Annotated in this window: 17 protein-coding genes; 1 reads left to right on the forward strand and 16 read right to left on the reverse strand. The window is 45.8% G+C overall.

The genetic code is table 11. The features are described 5' to 3' along the window. Window position 1: 1 nt before the first annotated feature. From BUB77_RS02860 to BUB77_RS02875, 4 genes are read right to left on the reverse strand one after another with little or no spacing between them, the layout of a single operon-like run. Window positions 2-1,639 carry a sulfate adenylyltransferase subunit 1 gene (locus tag BUB77_RS02860; RefSeq protein WP_073272698.1) on the reverse strand — a complete coding sequence of 546 codons (1,638 nt, stop codon included), beginning with the start codon at window positions 1,637-1,639 and terminating at the stop codon, window positions 2-4. Then, the gene (cysD, locus tag BUB77_RS02865) at window positions 1,639-2,535 is read right to left on the reverse strand and encodes a sulfate adenylyltransferase subunit CysD (protein WP_073272700.1); all 897 of its coding nucleotides are present in this window, start codon (window positions 2,533-2,535) and stop codon (window positions 1,639-1,641) included. Before cysD ends, BUB77_RS02860 begins: the two co-directional genes overlap by 1 nt. An 11-nt stretch (window positions 2,536-2,546) precedes the next feature. Continuing rightward, window positions 2,547-2,861, reverse strand: a complete 315-nt coding sequence (locus BUB77_RS02870; protein ID WP_073272702.1) for a 4Fe-4S dicluster domain-containing protein — start codon at window positions 2,859-2,861, stop codon at window positions 2,547-2,549. After that, window positions 2,851-4,680: an adenylyl-sulfate reductase subunit alpha gene (locus BUB77_RS02875; protein ID WP_084123874.1), complete on the reverse strand. Its 1,830-nt coding sequence runs from the start codon at window positions 4,678-4,680 to the stop codon at window positions 2,851-2,853. The genes BUB77_RS02870 and BUB77_RS02875 overlap by 11 nt, the downstream gene beginning before the upstream one ends. 246 nt (window positions 4,681-4,926) lie before the next feature. Here BUB77_RS02875 and BUB77_RS02880 point away from each other — a divergent pair, with 246 nt between their 5' ends. Next, complete coding sequence (locus BUB77_RS02880) at window positions 4,927-5,964, forward strand: LacI family DNA-binding transcriptional regulator (RefSeq protein WP_073272703.1); 1,038 nt, start codon at window positions 4,927-4,929, stop codon at window positions 5,962-5,964. A 42-nt stretch (window positions 5,965-6,006) separates the two neighbouring features. Here BUB77_RS02880 and BUB77_RS02885 read toward each other — a convergent pair whose 3' ends face one another. The 12 genes from BUB77_RS02885 to nspC form a co-directional block, all read right to left on the reverse strand. Beyond that, on the reverse strand, window positions 6,007-7,065 hold the full coding sequence (locus tag BUB77_RS02885; RefSeq protein ID WP_073272705.1) for a sulfate/molybdate ABC transporter ATP-binding protein: 1,059 nt from the start codon (window positions 7,063-7,065) through the stop codon (window positions 6,007-6,009). A 3-nt stretch (window positions 7,066-7,068) separates the two neighbouring features. After that, the gene (gene cysW, locus BUB77_RS02890; protein WP_073272707.1) at window positions 7,069-7,878 is read right to left on the reverse strand and encodes a sulfate ABC transporter permease subunit CysW; all 810 of its coding nucleotides are present in this window, start codon (window positions 7,876-7,878) and stop codon (window positions 7,069-7,071) included. A gap of 5 nt (window positions 7,879-7,883) precedes the next feature. Next, window positions 7,884-8,729, reverse strand: a complete 846-nt coding sequence (gene cysT / locus BUB77_RS02895) for a sulfate ABC transporter permease subunit CysT (RefSeq protein ID WP_278277702.1) — start codon at window positions 8,727-8,729, stop codon at window positions 7,884-7,886. A gap of 48 nt (window positions 8,730-8,777) precedes the next feature. After that, window positions 8,778-9,836, reverse strand: a complete 1,059-nt coding sequence (locus tag BUB77_RS02900) for a sulfate ABC transporter substrate-binding protein (protein ID WP_242962345.1) — start codon at window positions 9,834-9,836, stop codon at window positions 8,778-8,780. A 517-nt stretch (window positions 9,837-10,353) separates the two neighbouring features. Then, window positions 10,354-10,647 (reverse strand): 2Fe-2S iron-sulfur cluster-binding protein, encoded by a 294-nt coding sequence (locus BUB77_RS02905; protein WP_073272709.1) that lies wholly within the window; start codon window positions 10,645-10,647, stop codon window positions 10,354-10,356. Further along, on the reverse strand, window positions 10,622-12,451 hold the full coding sequence (locus tag BUB77_RS02910; RefSeq protein WP_073272711.1) for an FAD-dependent oxidoreductase: 1,830 nt from the start codon (window positions 12,449-12,451) through the stop codon (window positions 10,622-10,624). Before BUB77_RS02910 ends, BUB77_RS02905 begins: the two co-directional genes overlap by 26 nt. A gap of 9 nt (window positions 12,452-12,460) precedes the next feature. Further along, complete coding sequence (locus BUB77_RS02915) at window positions 12,461-13,243, reverse strand: ABC transporter ATP-binding protein (protein ID WP_073272713.1); 783 nt, start codon at window positions 13,241-13,243, stop codon at window positions 12,461-12,463. 15 nt (window positions 13,244-13,258) lie between these two features. Further along, entirely contained in the window at window positions 13,259-14,329 is a 1,071-nt protein-coding gene (locus tag BUB77_RS02920) for an ABC transporter substrate-binding protein (protein ID WP_170866563.1), read from the reverse strand. Window positions 14,330-14,491: 162 nt separating this feature from the next. Beyond that, window positions 14,492-15,262 carry an ABC transporter permease gene (locus tag BUB77_RS02925; protein ID WP_073272716.1) on the reverse strand — a complete coding sequence of 257 codons (771 nt, stop codon included), beginning with the start codon at window positions 15,260-15,262 and terminating at the stop codon, window positions 14,492-14,494. Beyond that, window positions 15,243-15,764 (reverse strand): L-2-amino-thiazoline-4-carboxylic acid hydrolase, encoded by a 522-nt coding sequence (locus BUB77_RS02930; protein WP_073272718.1) that lies wholly within the window; start codon window positions 15,762-15,764, stop codon window positions 15,243-15,245. The genes BUB77_RS02925 and BUB77_RS02930 overlap by 20 nt, the downstream gene beginning before the upstream one ends. Next, window positions 15,754-17,088: an amidohydrolase gene (locus BUB77_RS02935; protein ID WP_073272721.1), complete on the reverse strand. Its 1,335-nt coding sequence runs from the start codon at window positions 17,086-17,088 to the stop codon at window positions 15,754-15,756. The genes BUB77_RS02930 and BUB77_RS02935 overlap by 11 nt, the downstream gene beginning before the upstream one ends. 820 nt (window positions 17,089-17,908) lie before the next feature. Continuing rightward, window positions 17,909-19,057, reverse strand: a complete 1,149-nt coding sequence (nspC, locus tag BUB77_RS02940) for a carboxynorspermidine decarboxylase (RefSeq protein ID WP_073272992.1) — start codon at window positions 19,055-19,057, stop codon at window positions 17,909-17,911. Window positions 19,058-19,063 lie beyond the last annotated feature (6 nt).

Genomic DNA, 19,063 nt, shown 5'->3' on the forward strand with positions numbered 1-19,063 from the left:
ATCAGTCACCTCTTTCCTGAAATTCTGCATTATTTTCATTATTTTCCCATACCGGAATCTTATGGTATTTTCCGAAGGCCGGGGGCTGGCCTGCCTCCAGTTCATTTCCGTATCTGTCAAGGAGGGGATACCTGGATTCACGTGAGCCAAAGCCTTTAAATATGCCGTTGCGTATATTGGCAACAACGGAATCCGCCGCCAGGTCAAAATCCCCCGGATATTGATACCCCTCACCATTCAGGGGCAGTTCATCCCCTTTTTCATAGGTGACCGGTGACGGACTGTGCCGCAGAATGGTATGGATATCAGGATGGTAATAAAACTGGTCAAAAAGGTTGACTTTCAGTTTCATGGAATCCTCCCTAAGGAAAACATCATCCGGCTTCTGCTCACCGACACTCTCAAGGATACCGCAAGCTGCCGTAACATGACTCACCCGGTCTATTAAAATCAGTTCCCCCAGGGTTTTGTGTAAACAAAATTCATCCAGCACCGCCTGCTCGGAGAGTACAATCCCGCACCGGGCAATTTCATTTTTTGAAAGGGAATCGGCAGGAAGCAGCATACCATTGTTTACATCCACCTTATGGCGGATATCCGTGACAATGGCGGGCAGCAGTTTAGTTCCCAGCTTAACCCAGTACTCCTTGCCGGGAATCAGTTCTTGTTCATCCATCCATAACAGGGTGGCAGAAAAGGAATTTGCAATTTTTAATTCCGCCTCCCATGCCAGCACACATCCCCTTGAAATATCCACTTCCCTGTCCAGCTGAATGGTTACAGGCTGCCCCAGTTCCCCCTTGTCTACTTCCTTGTTTCCAAGATGAATTGATTTGACTACCGCAATTTCACCGCTGGGCAGAACAGTAATCCTGTCACCGGTACTGACCCTTCCTGCTTCAATCTGCCCCTGAAAGCCGCGGAAACTGCGGTCGGGGCGGCAGACCCTCTGTACGGGCATATAAAAACCGGCTTCCGGCAGGCTTCCGGAAATATCCACTGTTTCCAAATGTGCTAAAAGAGTGCTGCCCTGATACCAGGGCATCTTACCGGAATGCACTGTGACATTGTCTCCCTCGGTGGCGGAAACAGGAATTATAACGGTATCCTGCAGTCCCAGCTCTGCCTGAAGCCTTCCGATATCTTCTGAAATTGCAGCAAAGGTTTTTTGATTATATTTGATTAAATCCATTTTGTTTACAGCAAATACAAAATACCGGATACCCATCAGTGCACAGATGCGGGCATGACGGCGGGTCTGCTTCAGAACTCCCAGGGAAGCATCCACTAAAATCACCGCCAGGTCGGCAAAGGAAGCCCCTACTGCCATATTCCGGGTATACTCCTCATGGCCGGGAGTATCCGCTACAATAAAGCTCCGCTGTTCGGTGGTAAAATAACGGTACGCCACATCTATTGTGATTCCCTGCTCACGTTCGGCCATCAATCCGTCCAGCAGCAGGGAATAATCAATTGCTCCGCCACGGCTCCCGACCTGACTGTCCAGCAGCAGTGCCTGTTCCTGGTCGGCATACAAAAGCTTGGAATCGTATAAAATATGACCGATCAGCGTGGATTTTCCATCGTCCACACTGCCGCAGGTGATAAACTTTAATAACCCGTTTTCTGCATTGCTCATTAAAAGTATCCCTCCCGTTTCCGCCGTTCCATACTTCCTGCCGCTTCCTTATCAATTACCCTGCTGGTACGCTCCGAGGTCACGGCGGAAAGTGTCTCGGCTATCACCTCATCCAGGGTATCTGCCTCCGACTCCACTCCGCCGGTCAGAGGATAGCAGCCCAGGGTACGGAAGCGGATTTTCTTAAGCTCCGGAGTCTCCCCCGGCTCCAGGTGCATCCTGTCATCATCCACCATAATAATATTATCGTCCCGGTATACCACCGGGCGTTCAGCGGCAAAATACAGGGGGACAATGTCTATATTTTCCCGGCGGATATATTGCCAGATATCTTTTTCCGTCCAGTTGGAAATAGGGAACACCCTCATACTTTCACCCTTGTTCATCCGGGTGTTGTATAGCTTCCACATTTCCGGCCGTTGGTTTTTGGGGTCCCATGCGTGATGTTCATTCCGGAAGGAAAAAATCCTCTCTTTTGCACGGGATTTCTCCTCATCACGCCGCCCTCCTCCAAAGGCTGCCGTAAATTGGTATTTCGTCAGTGCTTCTTTCAGGGCCTGTGTTTTCATAATGTCGGTGTAGGCCGCACCGTAATCAAAGGGATTAACCCCCCTGGCAATGGCATCTTCATTGCGGCAGACCAGCATCTGAATCCCCAGCTCTTTTGCCTTTCTGTCCCGGAATTCAATCATTTCACGAAACTTCCAGCTTGTATCGATATGCAGAAAAGGAAAGGGTGGTTTTTCGGGGTAAAAAGCCTTCATGGCCAGATGGAGCATGACGGATGAATCCTTTCCAATGGAATACAGCATGACCGGACGCTCGCACTCGGCGGCTACTTCCCGGAAAATGTAGATGGCCTCAGCCTCCAGTTTATCTAAATGTGTTAGTGGCATATGCTTCACTCCTAATATTTATTTGCATCACGGCTGTCTAAGGTAATGATTTGTTTTTCTCCGTCAGGCATCGTGATTATCCAATGCAGCAGGGTATTTTCCCTGCGGACAGTAAGTCTTCCCCCCAGGCCTCCCGCATCCTCTCCCAGGAACATGGCAATTGCCTGCACCGGGCATTCCTTGACACAGGAGGCACAGCCCCAGCAACGCTCTGCATGGGAAATGAATGCCTTACCGGTATCCCCCAGCCTTATCAGGGTGCCCGGACAGATTTGCGCGCACTGACCGCATCCAATACAAATCTCCTTGGAAATCTCAATGCTCATATTTTCCTCCCTCCTGCACCAATGGCCGGAAAATCATATTCAGCTTCCCATCCTCCAGCCTGGAATTTACATACAGCTTCCATTTATCACTGCTATCGGGATAATCCGTATACTCGGCAAAGCTATGCCAGCGGGTTTCTTTACGGGCAGCCAGATGGGCTATTACCGATCTGCAGAGTGTAAGACGTTCCTGCAGTTCTAATATGTAGACCAGCTCCTGCATCCCTGATGCTCCCAAAAGGCCGGATTGCTGTTCCAGCTTACGGATTCTGTCTTCAGCTATAACAAGAGACTTTTCTGAAAAGCGGTAATTAGAGCCAATTCCGCCTGCATACTCATCCATGACAGCCTGCATGGCTTCCTCCAATTCATCCGTAGTGCAGGGGGCCTGCGTGGAGTTTAAAAAGCCCTCCAGCCGGCGTTTCTTATTACAAGCCTCTTCCATATCTGGTGGAGTTATTTCACTCCCACTCCCGTTGCTTACCTCAAACCTGTCTGTGGTATTGCCATTGATAGTGGACTGTGAAAATGTTCTATCTTCACATTTGCTCCCGTTATGTCCCTCGGATTTATCTGCGGTATTGCCATTGATTATGGACTGCGAAAATGCTTCACTTTCACACCTTATATAGCCGGCTGCCGACTTTGCTGCAATTTCACCCTCTGCAAAGGCCCCTGTCACATATTTCTGGGGACAGCCCCCGGCAACATCTCCCGCCGCATATAACCCTCTGATGGTGGTCTCTCTGTTCACATCCACCCAGTAACCACTGGCGGTATGCCCGCCGACTATATAGGGCTCGGTACCCTCGATTTCCACATTTTTTCTGCCGGGTGTCTGCCTGCTTTCAATCCAGCGAAGAGTTTGACCGGGCGCCATATTAAGATAGGCTTTCTGCAAATCCTCCTCCTGGGTTTTGGTAATGCCTGCCGTTCGCAGATAGCATGGACCCCGTCCTTCCAGGTTCTCCGTCACCGTACCATATACCCTTTGGGAGGTGGTAATTCCATATTTTTGCTCATATACTTCACCTAGGGCATTGATCTGCCTTGCCCCCACCCCCTGGGCCAATGTCCCGGTGGGAGCAATGGTATCCTTGCACCGAAGGGCTATAAAGCGCATTTCAAGGGTAGTCATTTCTGCACCGCCACGGATGCCCATTGCATACCCCGCACCTGTATTAAAGGGCGGGTACCACATTTTATGACGGGAAAATCCGGGATGGTTGGGCCTATATAATCCGGACGCACCACCTGTGGCACAGAGTACAGCCTTTGCCGATATTACATATAAAACCGGCTCATCCACAGCAATGGCGTAAGCACCCTGAATCCGTCCCTGCTTTATGATATAGTCAAACACATTTACCCTGTTCAATACGGTAATCTGCGGACAGGAGGCAACGGCACCGGCTAGAATGGGCTTGATATTCTCTCCGTTTATTTTTATATTGCGGTTTCCCCGTGTAACATACTGCCCCTGTTCATCCTTCAGGATAGTCAGCCCCAAACGCTCCATTTTGGCAGCTGTTCGGTTCAGGCCCTCTGCCATAGTCCGCAGCAAATCATCACGGACGATGTCCTCCGCATCCCTGCGTGCATAATCTACATAATCCTCCGGAGTCTTTCCCGGCACTATATAGGCATTAATAGCATTGACTCCGGCGGCCAGGCAGCCGCTGCGTTTTATATTCGCTTTTTCTGCAATCAGTACATTCCCGCCGGACACTTCCGCAAAAGTCAAGGCCGCGTAACACCCCGCCGTACCACCACCTATAATCAGAAAGTCCGTGGTAAGTGCTTTTAGTTGCAGCTCCATGCAATCACCTACTTTATATATTTATTTAATATGCTATTACTAATTCTATATGGTATATTTCTGAAAATCCAGAGCCGATTACGCAAACGTTACACAAGAAAGCATTTAAAAGGCTGCTAAAAGGTGCCTAAAATCAAGGCTGAATCTACGCAAACGTTTTACAAATTTTCACTTGAAATTTATTCCAGGATATCATATCATATTAAACATATATATTTAATATTATTTCTGTGAGGAGATTCCGGTATGACATTAAAAGAAGTAGCGGCACTGGCCGGGGTATCTGTTTCTACCGTATCACGGATTATCAACTCCCCGGATGACAGCTTTGCCCGGAAGGAGGTACGGGACCGGGTTTGGTCAATTATCAAGGAAACAGGTTATACCCCTAATTTAAATGCCAAAGAGTTAAAGTGCGGAAAAATAAAGGAGCAGAAATCATCAGACGGTGCCTTAGCCTGTATTTTGGGCAGAACCAGGACCTTGGAGGATGATCCGTTTTTTGCCCAGCTCGCAAGAGTCATTGAGCAGCAGGCAATGGAACAGGGATATCCCGTACGGTTTTCTTATTCGGTTTTTGACATGAAGCCGAACTCCATACCGGAAGAAACAAGTTCTTTCAAAGCGGATGGTGCTATTATTCTTGGGCGGGTTAACAAAAATTATATGGACTTTTTGGAAAAGCGCTATAAAAATCTCGTCTATGTGGGCCGTAATATCATTTCTGCCAGCTGTGACCAGGTCATCTGCAACGGATATGAGGCGACTCAAATTGCAATGAAGCATTTGATTGCTTACGGTCACCGGAGAATCGGCTATATCGGAGAGATCTCCGGCGAGGTGAGGTACCAGGCATATCTTGATACCCTTCGCGAGCATGGACTGGCATTTTCCCCGGGCCTTGTAAGCAATTGCCCTCAAAACGGAGCCGGCGGTTACCAGGGTGCCGACTATCTGCTTAACACAGCAAAGCCTCTTCCCACCGCCATTTTCTGTGCAACCGACATTGCTGCTATTGCTGCTCTGCGCCGCTTTACGGAGTCAAAAATAAAAGTACCGGAACAGCTTTCCATTATCAGCATGGATAATATTGAACTTTCCGGCTATGTTTCCCCCATGCTGACCACCGTGGGGATGCCAATCGTTGAAATGGGAAATATTGCAGTACAGACTCTGCTTAACAGAATCCATAAGCGGCACAGACTGCCTATGCAAATCTTTTTGCCCAACAAGCTGGCAATCCGTGAAAGCGTTGCAAATTTAAATGCCGGAGCATACATATAAAGGGAGCTGTTGCAAAATGAAGCTCCCTTCCTTTTGTCCGGATCAGATTGTGAAAGTACTGCCGGATTTGAATGCCATATTTTCCACCAGCCGCACCTGATTGTCATTATAAAGATACAGCCGGTAAATTAAAATACTGACCTCTTCCCCCACGGCAATCACATCGTCTTCCAGAGAATGGTACGTGATGAATTTTAATTCTCCCACAGCAAGCCGTAATTCCAGCATATTACCCCGAAAGAAAACCGCTTCCACTATCCCCCTCTCTGAAGCATGGGGATACACCTCCCGGTCCATCTTGGTAACACGCACAAATTCCGGCCTGATTATGGCTTTTATGTAGCTTTCATCCATTTCAAAGCCATGAAGCCGGCCATAATTTTCAATTACCGTAGATTCTCCTATGAATTTGGCAGCAAAGGGGGTGGCAGGATTTTTATAAATATCTATGGGTGTTCCGATTTGTTCAATCCTGCCGCTGTTGGTGATAATAATTTCGTCTGCGACCTCCACTGCTTCTTCCTGGTCATGGGTAACAAAAATACTTGTGATGCCCACCTTATTGATCGTATCCCTTAACCAGGTACGCAATTCCTTGCGAATTTTTGCATCAATAGCAGCAAAGGGCTCGTCAAGCAGCAATAAATGAGGATTTGGTGCCAGAGCACGGGCAAAGGCCACCCGTTGCTTTTGTCCGCCGGAAAGCTGATGAGGCCGGCGCCTTTCCAGTCCTTCCAAGCCTACCAGCTTTATCAATTCATTTACCCGCTCCCGAATGAAGGCTTTGTCTTTCTTCTGCACCTCAAGCCCAAAAGCAATGTTATCAAATACCGTCATATAACGAAACAGGGCATAGCTCTGAAACACAAAGCCGATTCCCCTGCTGCTGGCAGAAAGGTTATTCACCCGCTGCCCGTCAATGATAATGTCTCCGCCATCCGGTGTTTCCAATCCGGCAATCATACGTAAAATCGTAGTTTTACCGCTGCCGGAGGGTCCAAGTAGCCCTATCAGCTTTCCTTTTTCAATGGAAAAGCTGACATTATCCGCCGCCTGAAAGCTGCCGAATCTTTTGTTAATGTTCCGGAGTTCTACATACATAACTTATCTCTCCTCTCTCTTGACGCGGTATTCCACGATGTTACGCAAAATAAGTATTATGATTGCAATTACCACCAAAATAGAGGAAACGGCAAAGGCGGCTGTGAGCTTGAATTCATTGAACAGAATTTCCACATGGAGAGGAAGTGTATTGGTCTTTCCCCGCAAATGCCCCGATACCACCGAAACTGCACCAAATTCTCCCAGGCTGCGGGCGGTACAGAGAATCACTCCATATAGCAGTCCCCATTTAATATGGGGCAGAGTAACCTTAAAAAAAATACGCAGTCCCTTTGCCCCCATGAGGGCAGCTGCTTCCTCCTCCTCACTTCCCTGTGCCTCCATCAATGGAATCAGCTCACGGGATACAAAGGGAAAGGTAACAAAAATAGTAGCCAATACGATACCTGGCACGGCAAAGACAATTTTCATATTCCAGGTCTCCAAAAGGGGGTAAGCCCATCCAATCCGCCCGAATACGAGAATAAACACCAACCCTGCAATAATAGGGGAGATGGAAAATGGAATGTCAATTAACGTAGTGAGGATCTGTTTGCCCCTGAAATTAAACTTGGCAATGGCCCAGGCTGCAAATACTCCAAATATGGTATTGACTATGACCGTAATTCCGGTTGTGAACAGTGTCAGCTTCAGCGCCTTAACCGCATACTCATCGGTCACCGCTTCCGAAAAGGCCGCAATACCCTGTCTTAAGGCATAGACCAGCACTGTGGCAAGCGGTAAAACAAGCATGACAATCAAAAACATGGCGCCCAGAAGAATAAGTATTACCTTGACTTTATGCTGCTTCAATATAGTTACCCCCTCGCAATCTTATTAATTCCAGCCTGAAGCAGGTTGATGCCAAACAACAGGAGAAAGGCAAAAACCACCATTACCAGGGCAATGGATGTGGCAGCCGCATAATTGAACTGCTCCAGCTTATTCATGATAATCAAAGGTGTAATCTGGGTTTTATAAGGAATATTTCCGGCTATGAACACCACGCTGCCGTATTCACCGATACAGCGGGCAAAAGCCAATCCAAACCCCGTAAGGGCAGCAGGCAGGATTTCCGGAAATACCACCTTAAAAAAGATACGGGTACGACTGGCTCCCAGGGCCAGGGCTGCTTCCTCGTACTGCGGATCCAGCTTTTCAAGTACCGGCTGGATGGAGCGAACCACAAAAGGAATCCCTATAAATATCATGGCAATTACGATACCGGCAGGAGTATAGGAGATTTTAATGCCGATTTTATCAAACCAGCTGCCAATCCATCCCTTATCCGAGTACAGGGTGGTCAGTGAAATACCGGCAACCGCAGTGGGCAAGGCAAAAGGCAGCTCAATCAGTCCGTCTAAAATCCTCCGAAACGGGAATGTATAACGGGTCAGTATCCACGCAAGGAGAATTCCAAATATCACATTTACCGTAGTAGCTGCCGCCGCGCAGGAAAGGCTCACTTTATAGGTTGCTACCGTCTGCCTGTCGGTAACAACCCGCCAAAAGTCCCCGAAATTGGAGCCTGAAAGGGCAAGAAGCACCGAAAACAACGGAAGCAGTACAATCAGGCTTAGCATGGTCAGTGTAATTCCCATGGAGAGTCCAAAGCCCGGTATCACGTTATTCTTTCTATTTCCAGATTTTATAAGATGAAACAAGTGTTAATCCCCCCTATTTGGATTTTATGCAACGAGCTGCAGCAAGCCTTATTTCTGATATATCTGATCAAATATGGCACCATCTGCAAAGAATTTTTCCGACGCTTTTGCCCATCCTCCGAAATCATCGTCAATGTTGACCAGTTCGATGTTCAGATCAAAAGTACCGCTGAATTCCTTCAAAATATCAGGATTGGACGGACGGTAATAATTTTGTCCTTCCAGCCGCTGGGCCTCCTCTGAGTAAAGGTATTCAAGATAAGCTTTGGAAACCTCTTCCGTACCGTGTTTTTTGACATTGGTATCCACCACCGCCACGGACGGCTGTGCAAGAATGCTTAGGGACGGCGTTATAATCTCAAAATCATCCGGGTGCTCCTTTAGAGAAAGGAAGGCTTCATTTTCCCAAGCCAGCAATACATCCCCCTGCCCGTTCTCCACAAAGGTAGTGGTAGCTCCCCGGGCACCGGAATCCAATACAGATACATTAGAATACAGGGCTTTCATAAAATCCTTGGTTTTGTCTTCGTCACCGGCAAATTTCCTGTTGGCATAAGCCCAAGCTGCGAGAAAATTCCACCTTGCCCCGCCGGAACTCTTTGGGTCGGGTGTGATAATTTCTACGCCGGACTTTACGATGTCATCCCAATCCTTTAGGTTTTTGGGATTGCCTTTGCGGACTAAAAATACAATCGTAGAGGTATAGGGAGCACTGTTCTTTGGAAATTCCTTCACCCAGCCTTCTTCTATCAGGCCGGCCTTACGTATTTCATCAACATCTCCCTCCAGGGCTAAGGTTACCACATCGGCTTCATTGCCTTCCAGCACCGAACGTGCCTGCTTGCCGGAACCGCCGTGGGACTGGACAATCTCTACCTTCTGACCCTTTTCCTTCTCCCAGTAGGATTGAAAAAGCTTGTTGTACTGTTCATAAAGCTCCCGTGTAGGGTCGTAGGAAACATTGGTGATAGTCACTTCTGCAGAAGAAGCTTTCCCTCCTGCCTTTAAAGCTGCTTTACCAGAGCAGCCGCCCAAAAAGCTTGTAATTAAAACCAGAACAATTGCAAACACCATTGTCTTTCTTAACGTAAGAAATGTGCATTTCATAAATAGAACTCCCCCTCATAATTTTATACTGGATTGTTTGAAATATGGTTCAGAATACTGTCACCGCTTTCCCTTCGGTGTGCGATGACCGAAATGATACAACATCGAAAATATGCTGTGATAAACATCGTTTTGTTCAGCATAATAAATGCTCCACCTCAATTCATATTATATCTATAAGTTTACTATGTAATATTACTCTATTAGTCTGGGGGGTGCAATGTAAAATTAAGCAATCGTTTGCGTAATATGCCTCGGCATTGCTTGGTTATGCAGGGGAAGGATTTTATATTTTAATAGATTTATTGATTCAACTTGAATAAATAGAAATGGTCATAAATACTGAGCATATCAAGGAAATGATATGCCCAGCATTTATATATAGAATATGAAACAGAAAAGTATAACTAAGATATGGCTTTGGTATTTATTAAAAAATTAATAAAAGAAACTATTAAAAACTACATTTTAAAGTATTACACAGTATTATATTCTGCCGCAAGACTGTACCATGTTTTTACTCCGTCACAAGGTCCCTTACTACTTTTCCATTTTTCGGCTCTATGGTTATTGTGTCCTGGGAACTGTCCACCTTCTCCATACAGGCTAAAACCGTTCTGCCGTTTAGCTTCACCGCGCACCTTCCGCAAATTCCCTGGTTACAGGTACTGTGCTTATAATATGCCAAAGTGTGGTCAAGATTCTCATAGATATCATCCAGGATATCCATGACAGTAGTCTCACCGGACTTTACCTCTACCTGGTATTCTTCAAATTCTTCCCTGTCACTTCTTGCTATTAAGATTTTCAACTGCCTTACCTCCCAGCTGCTCCAGTATAAATTCCGGTACGGATGCCGCATTCCTCTCCGGCAGAGGGGTAAAGGTATCCTTTGGCCTCTCAGAGGTAAATGCCAGTTTGCCGTCCCTGATGGATGTATAGAAATTATAAAGATACTCCTTGTTATTGACCTCCGGATAGTCGGTACGCATATGACATCCCCGGCTTTCCTTTCTTTCCTCCGCCGCATGGATTCCCGCATGGGTACAGAACAAAAGATTCCTTGCCGTTACATACTGGTACCATTCCAGATTATACTTCCTCTCCTTCGTCTGCAGGCCAGCTTCCGCTGCGCTCTTTTCCAGCTCCTCAATATCCTTAAGGGCTTTTGCCAGTCCCTCTTTTTCACGAAAGAAATGAAAGCCTTCATCTGCAATTTTTTCCAGCCTTTTATGGATTACGGAGGGGCTGATCCCGCCCTCCCTGTGAAAGGGTGCAAGCAGTTCTCCAAGAAGTTCTTCTTCATTATCCGGCTTCTTTGCAGCATTAGCAGAGGCATAGAGTGCCGCATTCTTTCCTGCCGTAACTCCCTGAGCGAGCATTTCCACCAGACCGTCACCGCTGCGGAAGGCTCCAAAGGTTCCTCCTGTCACCTCGCCGGCAGCATAAAGGCCTTCCACTCCGGTAGTAAAGTCTTCTTTTACCGAAATACCGCCCATACTGTATTCATTTCCCAGACCAACCTTTAATTTCTTATCATGTGCTATGATATAATCAGCCAGGTCCCTGATCAGGATACCGTTGTATTTTCCTTCGGGATGCCAGACCGCTTCCCTCTGGGCAAACCGCTCGAAAAATTGATAGATTTCCTCCTCCGTATACTCACTAAAATCATAGTACAGGTTATTGCCATAGATATTTATCTTGTCGAAAATACCCTTCCCCCAATAGTAGGAGTATATTATCTTAAATACCTTGTTTCCTCTTGAAATGCTGTCAAATTCCTCCGGAATCACAAGCTCCTCTCCGTCCAAATCCGTAACCCTTGGAAGCTTCTCATTGATTGCCGGAATAGTTAAGAGATAGGGAATGATAGAGCCTCTTGCAAAGGAAGGCTCCGTAATGGTCGGTATAAAGAGCAGGAATTCCATATCCACTGCTCTTGCACCGGCTCTTACCGCCATTGCAATACCGTCACCGGTCATGTCGCTTATAGTATTCTTTAAGGAAAAGGGCTGAAAACCTCCGGTTGCCAGGACAACGGACTTTGCCAGAAATTCAATAATTTCTCCCGTATAAATGTGAAAGCCAATGGCACCGCAGGCTTTTCCATTAGAAAGAAGGATGTCCGATATAACTATATCTTCAAACCTTAAGATATCCTTGTTTTCGTCCAGCCCCTGCTTTACAGCTCTTCCAAAGGAACGGCCGGAGGTCATCCAGGCAGCTCCTCCCGGTACGAACAGGAACTTCTGTCCCGCATTTTTCGCCCAGGATAAGCATTCTCTTACCCCCTCGCCTCCTTTTTCCACGTATTGCTTTTCAATTTCCTGATTCCCTATATAAAAGGAGCTTGCAACCAGCTTCCTGTACAGGCTTTCCTTATTAACAGCCTGACCTGCCTCCGTAAGGCCGCAGTCCTTACTGGCACTTTCACCGTCAATGGAGAATCCGCCGCCAATCATTATGGTATTACCGCTTTTTCCGACCTTTCCTTTGGAAACCAGTACCACCTTTGCCCCTTCCCTGGCAGCAGATACGGCGCTCATGACTGCCGCACCCGCACCTCCGATTACCAGGACATCGCAGCTAACTACTTTGTCTGCCAAACTCATGCCTACCTCCTATATTCTGTACTCAATTTTCTCTTCCGGTTTTACAGGCACATCCGAATTGATTTCCCTATATATCTTATCAATAGTATCCAGAACCTCTTTATCCTTCCTGCTCCTGCTGCCATTATAGGGTACCTCGAATATCTGCTTTACTCTTCCAGGCCTGGGAGACAGAAGCACTACCCTTGTTCCTAAATACACCGCTTCCGAAACATCATGGGTAATGAAGATAACGGTCTTGTTTTCCTTTTTCCATAAGGCTGCAATTTCGTCCTGAATTGTAAGTCTGGTCAGATGGTCAACTGCTCCCAGAGGTTCATCCATAAGCAGCACTGCCGGGTTATTGATCAATGTTCTGGCCAGACCGGCACGCTGTCTCATACCACCGGAAAGCTGATGGGGATACTTGTTTTCAAAGCCATTGAGACCCACTATATTTATGTATTTGTCTACAAGCTTTCGTATCTCTGCCCTGGGTGTTTTCTTTATCTCAAGTCCGAATTCAATGTTTTTCCGAATGGTCCGCCAGGGCATTAAGGAAGAATCCTGAAAAACGACACCAATATCATCACTGGGACCGTCCAGCAGCTTACCGTCCAGGGAGATTGTTCCGGAGGTCTGCTTTATCAGGCCTGCCACAATCTCAAGGAGAGTGCTTTTCCCGCAGCCGCTGGGGCCGAGTATGGTTACAAATTCCCCTTCCTCAACGGTAAGATTAATATCCGTAAGTGCTTCCGTCTTATCCGCTCCCTGATATACCATATTTAAACCTTTTATCTCAATCCGGGACATTTTTTCATCTCCTGTTTATTTGTTGGGAAGAAAACTCAAATCTACATAAGGTGTCACGTCAAATACCTCATCCTGGAAGCCCCATTTTTTCTGAAGTTCCTGTGTTTTATTAATGGAATCCAGGTCAATGTTCGGATCATTCTTCCAGATTACATCTTCTCTTTCATAAGCGCTTCTGACCACCTCTTCATCCAGATTCAGATACTTGGCGCTCCACTTGATATAATCCTCCCAGTTTTCTTTCGCATAATTATAGGAATCAACATAGCCCTGGATTACCTTTTTCACAGCATCGGGATTTTCAGAAATTATCTTATCACCTGCGACGATAACACCGGTATTAAGATCCGGCACATAATCCCAGCCCAAGGCCAGAAGCTTTGCTTTTCCTTCCTTTTCGCCGATTGTTACAAAGGGTTCATGAATAACCGTAGCATCTACCTGTCCGGCAACAAGGCTTGCATAGGCCTGCTGATAAGCACCGTTTGCTATCAATGTCACATCTCCCGGTTTAATGCCATTCTGGTCCAGGATTTCCAGTACCGTAAGCTCCAACCCTGAGCCTTTGATAGCAATTCCAATTTTTTTGCCTTTTAAGTCTGCAATGGATTTAATGGAAGGATTTGCAATCAGATGAAATGCACCCTTGGTACGGAACATAGAGGAAACTAATTTAAAAGCAGCTCCCGAGTGAGCGGCAACGATTGCCTGGGAAGTATTCACATCTGCCATATCGGTGGAATTGGAGGCAAGGGCAGCGATTTTATCATCCACCTCAACAAGTTCCAGGTCAACGCCGGCCTTTTTAAAAATACCTTTTTCCAAACCATAGCGCAGGCCTGCACTGGTAATACCGTTAAAGGCGCTGAAGCGGACATGTACCAGGTCCTGTGTTGCAGCTTCGGTGGGATCTGCCGCAGCTTCAGCCGTCGGCTCTTTTGTGCTTTCCGCTTCTGCAGCTGCGCTAGGTGTGACAGATGCATCTTTTTCATTACCGGAATTGCCAGTGCTGCCGCAGGCAGTAAGAGCTCCCAGAGCCAGAATAACTGTTAACGCAAGAGCTGTGAATTTTTTCATTTTTTTCATAATTATACCCGTTATATACCGCATGCTTGTTACGGTACTGCCATTATAAACGGTTGAAAGAATCAACATGGCACCTTTCATTCTTCTATTTTCTTTCAACCTTACACTTATTGAGTGTATTTGAGAATTCCTTTGAGTTTTTCCTAAGTTTCTCTTCTTAAATTACCTCTTTGCCCATTTCATGAACAGGTTCTTTTCAATCAGACCCACAATCTCAACCAGTATAACCGAAAGAATTGTTACCCAGATAATTACAACGAAAATTCTCGGTGTGTTGTAAAGGGAGGAAGCGTCCTTTAGCAGATAGCCCAACCCCTCCTGGGAAGCCTGCATTTCTGCAAATATAACACCTGTAATGCCTGTGGCTGCCGTGACCTTAAGCCCTGCGAATATCGTTGGTATAGCGGAGGGAAGCAGCACCTTCCAAATGGTCTGAGCCTTGCTTGCCTTAAATATCCTTGCCACCTTGATATGGTTATCGGAGGTCTGTTCCGCTCCGCTTCTGGTATTTACAAATATGGTAAAATAACAGAATAAAAATATCATAACCACCTTATTGGTAAAGCCGATTCCAAACCAGATAATCAGTAAAGGAAAAATTGCAACCTTTGGTATTGCCATAAGGGCTGACAGAAAAGGAGACAAAAAGCGGTTCAGCCTGGGAAATGCCACAAACAGCACGCCGGTGAGTATTCCCGTTACAACGGATAACAGATAGCCGGCGGCAAATTCCCAAAGAGTGGCCAGCGTGTGCTTTAAGATGAGTTTCTGCTCTATCATCTTAACCAGCTCCTTTGCCATCTGGGAGGGAGAGGCCAGGAAAAGTCCGTTTATGATTCCCTTTGATACCGTGTATTCCATTGCTGCAAATAAGGCAATAATCAGTACTATCTGTCCGGCCAGTATCGGCTTATCAATCTTCTTTTTTCCCATAGGTATATTCTCCCGATGCTACTTTTTCATCCTTGTAATAGATTCTCTCACAGCTTTCATCCCCAAGAACTACATTCTTCGTCAGTTTATGAGAATAGCTCCTGGTGAACAGCTCGGCTACGGAAGTATCCGTCACATCGCAGTAAAATGCTGCAAATTCACGGAACCAGGGATGCTCCTGGTACCTGCTCAGCCACGCCTCCCCATAGGGACAGTGATTCACACCAAGCTCCTTAACCCATCCAAGAAAAGGTACATCCGTAAGGCAAAAGATATTTTCCGGCACCTTTTCCTTTTCCAGTTTTTCTGCCTTATCCTCCATTCGCTTTGCTCTCTCGATGGAGCGTTCAAAAAGCACCTTTTGTACGATTTCCTTTGCTTTTTCCTCTCCCAGATCTTCTACCAGAGCCTTAACAAAATAGAAATAAAGGTCTGCAAAATGCCTGGAAGCTACTCTTACTGCCTCAACTGCTTCTTTTCTTTCAATCCTTTCATCGCTCATCTGCAAAATCCCTTTCAAATGTATTTTCCAACCGGTCCATATAGGCGATATATTCTTCCCGTGAAAACCTCGGCTGATAATCCTGTTTCATTTTTCTTGCCTTAGCTGCTCCGTCCTTCAATAATTTATAGGCTGTAAGCGCCATTATCTTTGCCGTATTGATATAGGACAATTCTTCATCAAATACCCGGAATTTATCGGAGTGAAGCTCTCCCTCCGCCCCTCCGGTCTGAAATTGCAATACCGGCTGTATATGGGTCAAATCCCCTACGTCTGTGGAAGCTGTCATAAAAGCACTTTCCGGCACCTTTATAACCCTTCCCTCCGGCAATATGCCCTTTGCTGCCTCAAACATATCCTCATCGGCCGGAAGAGGGATGACCGGAAGGTAACCGGGAGCTGTCTCTATCTCTATCTTCGCCCCTAAAGCATAGGCGCCGGATGAAAAGCTTCTGTCGGTTTTTGCAGCCGCATCTTCGATTGCTTCAATGGTTCTTGCCCGCACCAGTGTTTCCACAACAGTTTCACCAGGAACCACATTCACCAGGGAGCCACCTTTTGTTATGATGGGATGTATTCTGACAGAATCACTGTCCTGAAAGGTCTCCCGGTGGTAAGCTAAGGCACTGAGTCCAAGACTTGCGGCATTTAAAGCATTAATCCCCTTGTGGGGTGCTGCGGCAGCATGGCTGTCCCTTCCGGTATACCGGATAAGCTTTGACACAAAGCCGTTGGATTTGGCACCTCCTACTGTGATGTCAACCGGATCACTGGTAATGTGGTGAACCACGGAAATGTCCACGTCTTCAAAGGCCCCGATACGTATCAGCTCACTCTTTCCTCCACCATAGCGGATAATTCCCTGAGCCTTTAATCCCTGCTTAAATTCAATTTCTCCGTATTCTTCTGCCGGAACGGCAAAAAAGGTAACATTGCCGTCAAGAGCAGCCTTTACCCTTTCATCAGACAGGGCAATGGCAGCGCCGATAATTCCTGCCAATTGTGCATGATGGCCGCAGGCATGACAGGCTCCGGTCTCCTTATCTGCATAAGGATGATAGGGAGATACCACAGCATCCAGTTCCCCTATCAATGCCAGGTTAATCTCCTGCTCTTCCTTTTTCAGGTAGCCTTTCACGCCGGTAACTGCCAGCTTGTCTTCTGTTCTTTCACAGATTCCCTCAAGGATTTCCTTTACTTTTGCAGAAGTGCGGAATTCCTTGTATCCAAGCTCCGGATGGGAATATACATCTCTTGCAAATTCAATAATCTTTTCCCTGTTCTCATCAATTGTATGAATAATGCGTAATTCAATGCTGTCCATGGAATGCCTCCTATTTCATACTATTCACATATGTTTTATATGATTTTTGGTTAGGTTTATTCTATCATGTTTTTCGACAATGTCAATTATAAATTGACATTTTGTATAGATATACAGATATTTCATGAAATAAGACAGTATTATTATACATTTTTCACTTTAAATATACAGATATTACTTGTTAAAGCCAGCAATCCATGTTGGTTATCAGGTTGTTTGCTTTAAGTTCTAAATTTGATTCGGCGGTCAAAATGCCATGCATCATGTTTATTAAATGTATATTTGAAGTATAAAAATACACTTAGTTCCGCAAAAATCGTTTTGCTGCTGCATTTTAGTACTCCAAATATACATAAACGGAAGCTGTGGTTAATTTTTGACACCTGAAGCAGATTCTATAATAGGAAAACTGTTTATCATAACAGGATTTATTTTTTTTTTGACTGAAATTTAAGAATTTATATAACAGAAAAGAAGAATTGATAATCAACACTCATGTATAATACTGCAAGTTTGCTTGCGAACGTTCTCAAATAGTAAGTAAAAAAGTGAAAAAGAGCTCCCATGCCCAAAAGAAAATAATATGGACCGTCACAAAATAGGCAGTCCCATTACACTAATAAATATTATTACCTCATGAATTACAATTTAGCCTTGAACATTTATTCTCGGAAATTTTAAGGTAAAGTACAGATGGTTTCTTGTTCCGTTCAGTCATTTTAGTGGAATTGGAACCGCGAACCAGAAAATGAATGAATGGAATCAGAAACCAGCGTCCGTTCCCAAAGACTTAAATCCAAGGAAGGCTGAACTGTAACACTCATGATAATCTCATTTTAAAATCTTCATAACCGAATTCTTTTATAATCTGTGTTCCCTTTTCCTGGCTCCAAAGGGCTATTGAAGGCAGCCCCATACCGTTAAAGGTATTGTTCTTAACCATGGTATAATGCCCCATATCACAGAACACCAGGACATCTCCCGGTTTTAGAGGTTCCTGAAAGGAGTAGTCCCCAATGATATCACCGGATAAGCAGGTAGGTCCTCCCAGGCGGTATGTATAAGCATACTCTCCCGGTTTTCCGGCACCGATTACCTCCGGTCTGTAAGGCATCTCCAGAACATCGGGCATATGGCAGGCCGCGGAGGTATCCAGTATGGCCAGATCCATGCCATTGTGCAGGGTATCCAGAACCCTTGCAGCCAGGAAGCCCGTATTCAATGCTACTGCCTCCCCCGGTTCCAGATACACCTCAACCTGATATTTATTCTTGATAAAGAGTATACATTCAATCAGGGTATCAAGGTTATAATCTGCCCTGGTAATGTGATGGCCGCCTCCGAAATTCACCCATTTCATACCAGCCATATACTGTCCGAATTTCTTATCCACTACTTCCAAAGTGCGTTTTAGCACATCGGAATTCTGTTCACACATGGTATGAAAATGCAAGCCGTCAATCTCCTCTAACTCCTCAGGCTTAAACTGGTCCAGAGTTACTCCCATGCGGGAGCCGTTAAAGCAGGGGTTATACAGATCCGTATCAATCTCCGAATATTCCGGATTGATACGGATACCGCAGGAAATGTTTCTGCTGCTCTCCTTCACCATGTCCTTATATCTTCCCCACTGGGAAAAGGAATTAAAAACGATATGGTCACAGAGGGACAGGATTTCTCCCATTTCCTCCTCTTTGTAAGCCGGAGAGAAAATATGAACCTCCCCTTCCATTTCTTCTCTGCCAAGCTTTGCCTCATAAAGGGAACTGGCAGTGGTACCCTGCAGAAACTTTCCGATAAGGGGATACACGGAGAACATGGAAAAGGCCTTTTGGGCAAGTAATATCTTACAGCCTGTTTTATCAATAACGTATTTTAACGTTTCAAGATTTTTTTTCAGAAGAGACTCGTCCATAATGTAAACCGGTGTCTTTAAGCTCTTCGGATCAAAGTTTATCACACCTTTCATTTTCTT

Source organism: Anaerocolumna jejuensis DSM 15929 (genome assembly GCF_900142215.1).
Taxonomy (GTDB): Bacteria; Bacillota; Clostridia; order Lachnospirales; family Lachnospiraceae; genus Anaerocolumna; species Anaerocolumna jejuensis.

What these genes read in the sequence shown, in the direction of transcription:
- BUB77_RS02935 (WP_073272721.1), bottom strand. Translation starts at nt 17,088, where the DNA reads ATGGACAGCATTGAATTACGCATTATTCATACAATTGATGAGAACAGG.
- BUB77_RS02880 (WP_073272703.1), top strand. Translation starts at nt 4,927, where the DNA reads ATGACATTAAAAGAAGTAGCGGCACTGGCCGGGGTATCTGTTTCTACC.
- BUB77_RS02870 (WP_073272702.1), bottom strand. Translation starts at nt 2,861, where the DNA reads ATGAGCATTGAGATTTCCAAGGAGATTTGTATTGGATGCGGTCAGTGC.
- BUB77_RS02860 (WP_073272698.1), bottom strand. Translation starts at nt 1,639, where the DNA reads ATGAGCAATGCAGAAAACGGGTTATTAAAGTTTATCACCTGCGGCAGT.
- BUB77_RS02915 (WP_073272713.1), bottom strand. Translation starts at nt 13,243, where the DNA reads ATGTCCCGGATTGAGATAAAAGGTTTAAATATGGTATATCAGGGAGCG.
- BUB77_RS02930 (WP_073272718.1), bottom strand. Translation starts at nt 15,764, where the DNA reads ATGAGCGATGAAAGGATTGAAAGAAAAGAAGCAGTTGAGGCAGTAAGA.
- nspC (WP_073272992.1), bottom strand. Translation starts at nt 19,057, where the DNA reads ATGAAAGGTGTGATAAACTTTGATCCGAAGAGCTTAAAGACACCGGTT.
- BUB77_RS02925 (WP_073272716.1), bottom strand. Translation starts at nt 15,262, where the DNA reads ATGGGAAAAAAGAAGATTGATAAGCCGATACTGGCCGGACAGATAGTA.
- cysD (WP_073272700.1), bottom strand. Translation starts at nt 2,535, where the DNA reads ATGCCACTAACACATTTAGATAAACTGGAGGCTGAGGCCATCTACATT.
- BUB77_RS02885 (WP_073272705.1), bottom strand. Translation starts at nt 7,065, where the DNA reads ATGTATGTAGAACTCCGGAACATTAACAAAAGATTCGGCAGCTTTCAG.
- BUB77_RS02875 (WP_084123874.1), bottom strand. Translation starts at nt 4,680, where the DNA reads ATGGAGCTGCAACTAAAAGCACTTACCACGGACTTTCTGATTATAGGT.
- BUB77_RS02920 (WP_170866563.1), bottom strand. Translation starts at nt 14,329, where the DNA reads ATGAAAAAAATGAAAAAATTCACAGCTCTTGCGTTAACAGTTATTCTG.
- BUB77_RS02910 (WP_073272711.1), bottom strand. Translation starts at nt 12,451, where the DNA reads ATGAGTTTGGCAGACAAAGTAGTTAGCTGCGATGTCCTGGTAATCGGA.
- BUB77_RS02900 (WP_242962345.1), bottom strand. Translation starts at nt 9,836, where the DNA reads ATGAAATGCACATTTCTTACGTTAAGAAAGACAATGGTGTTTGCAATT.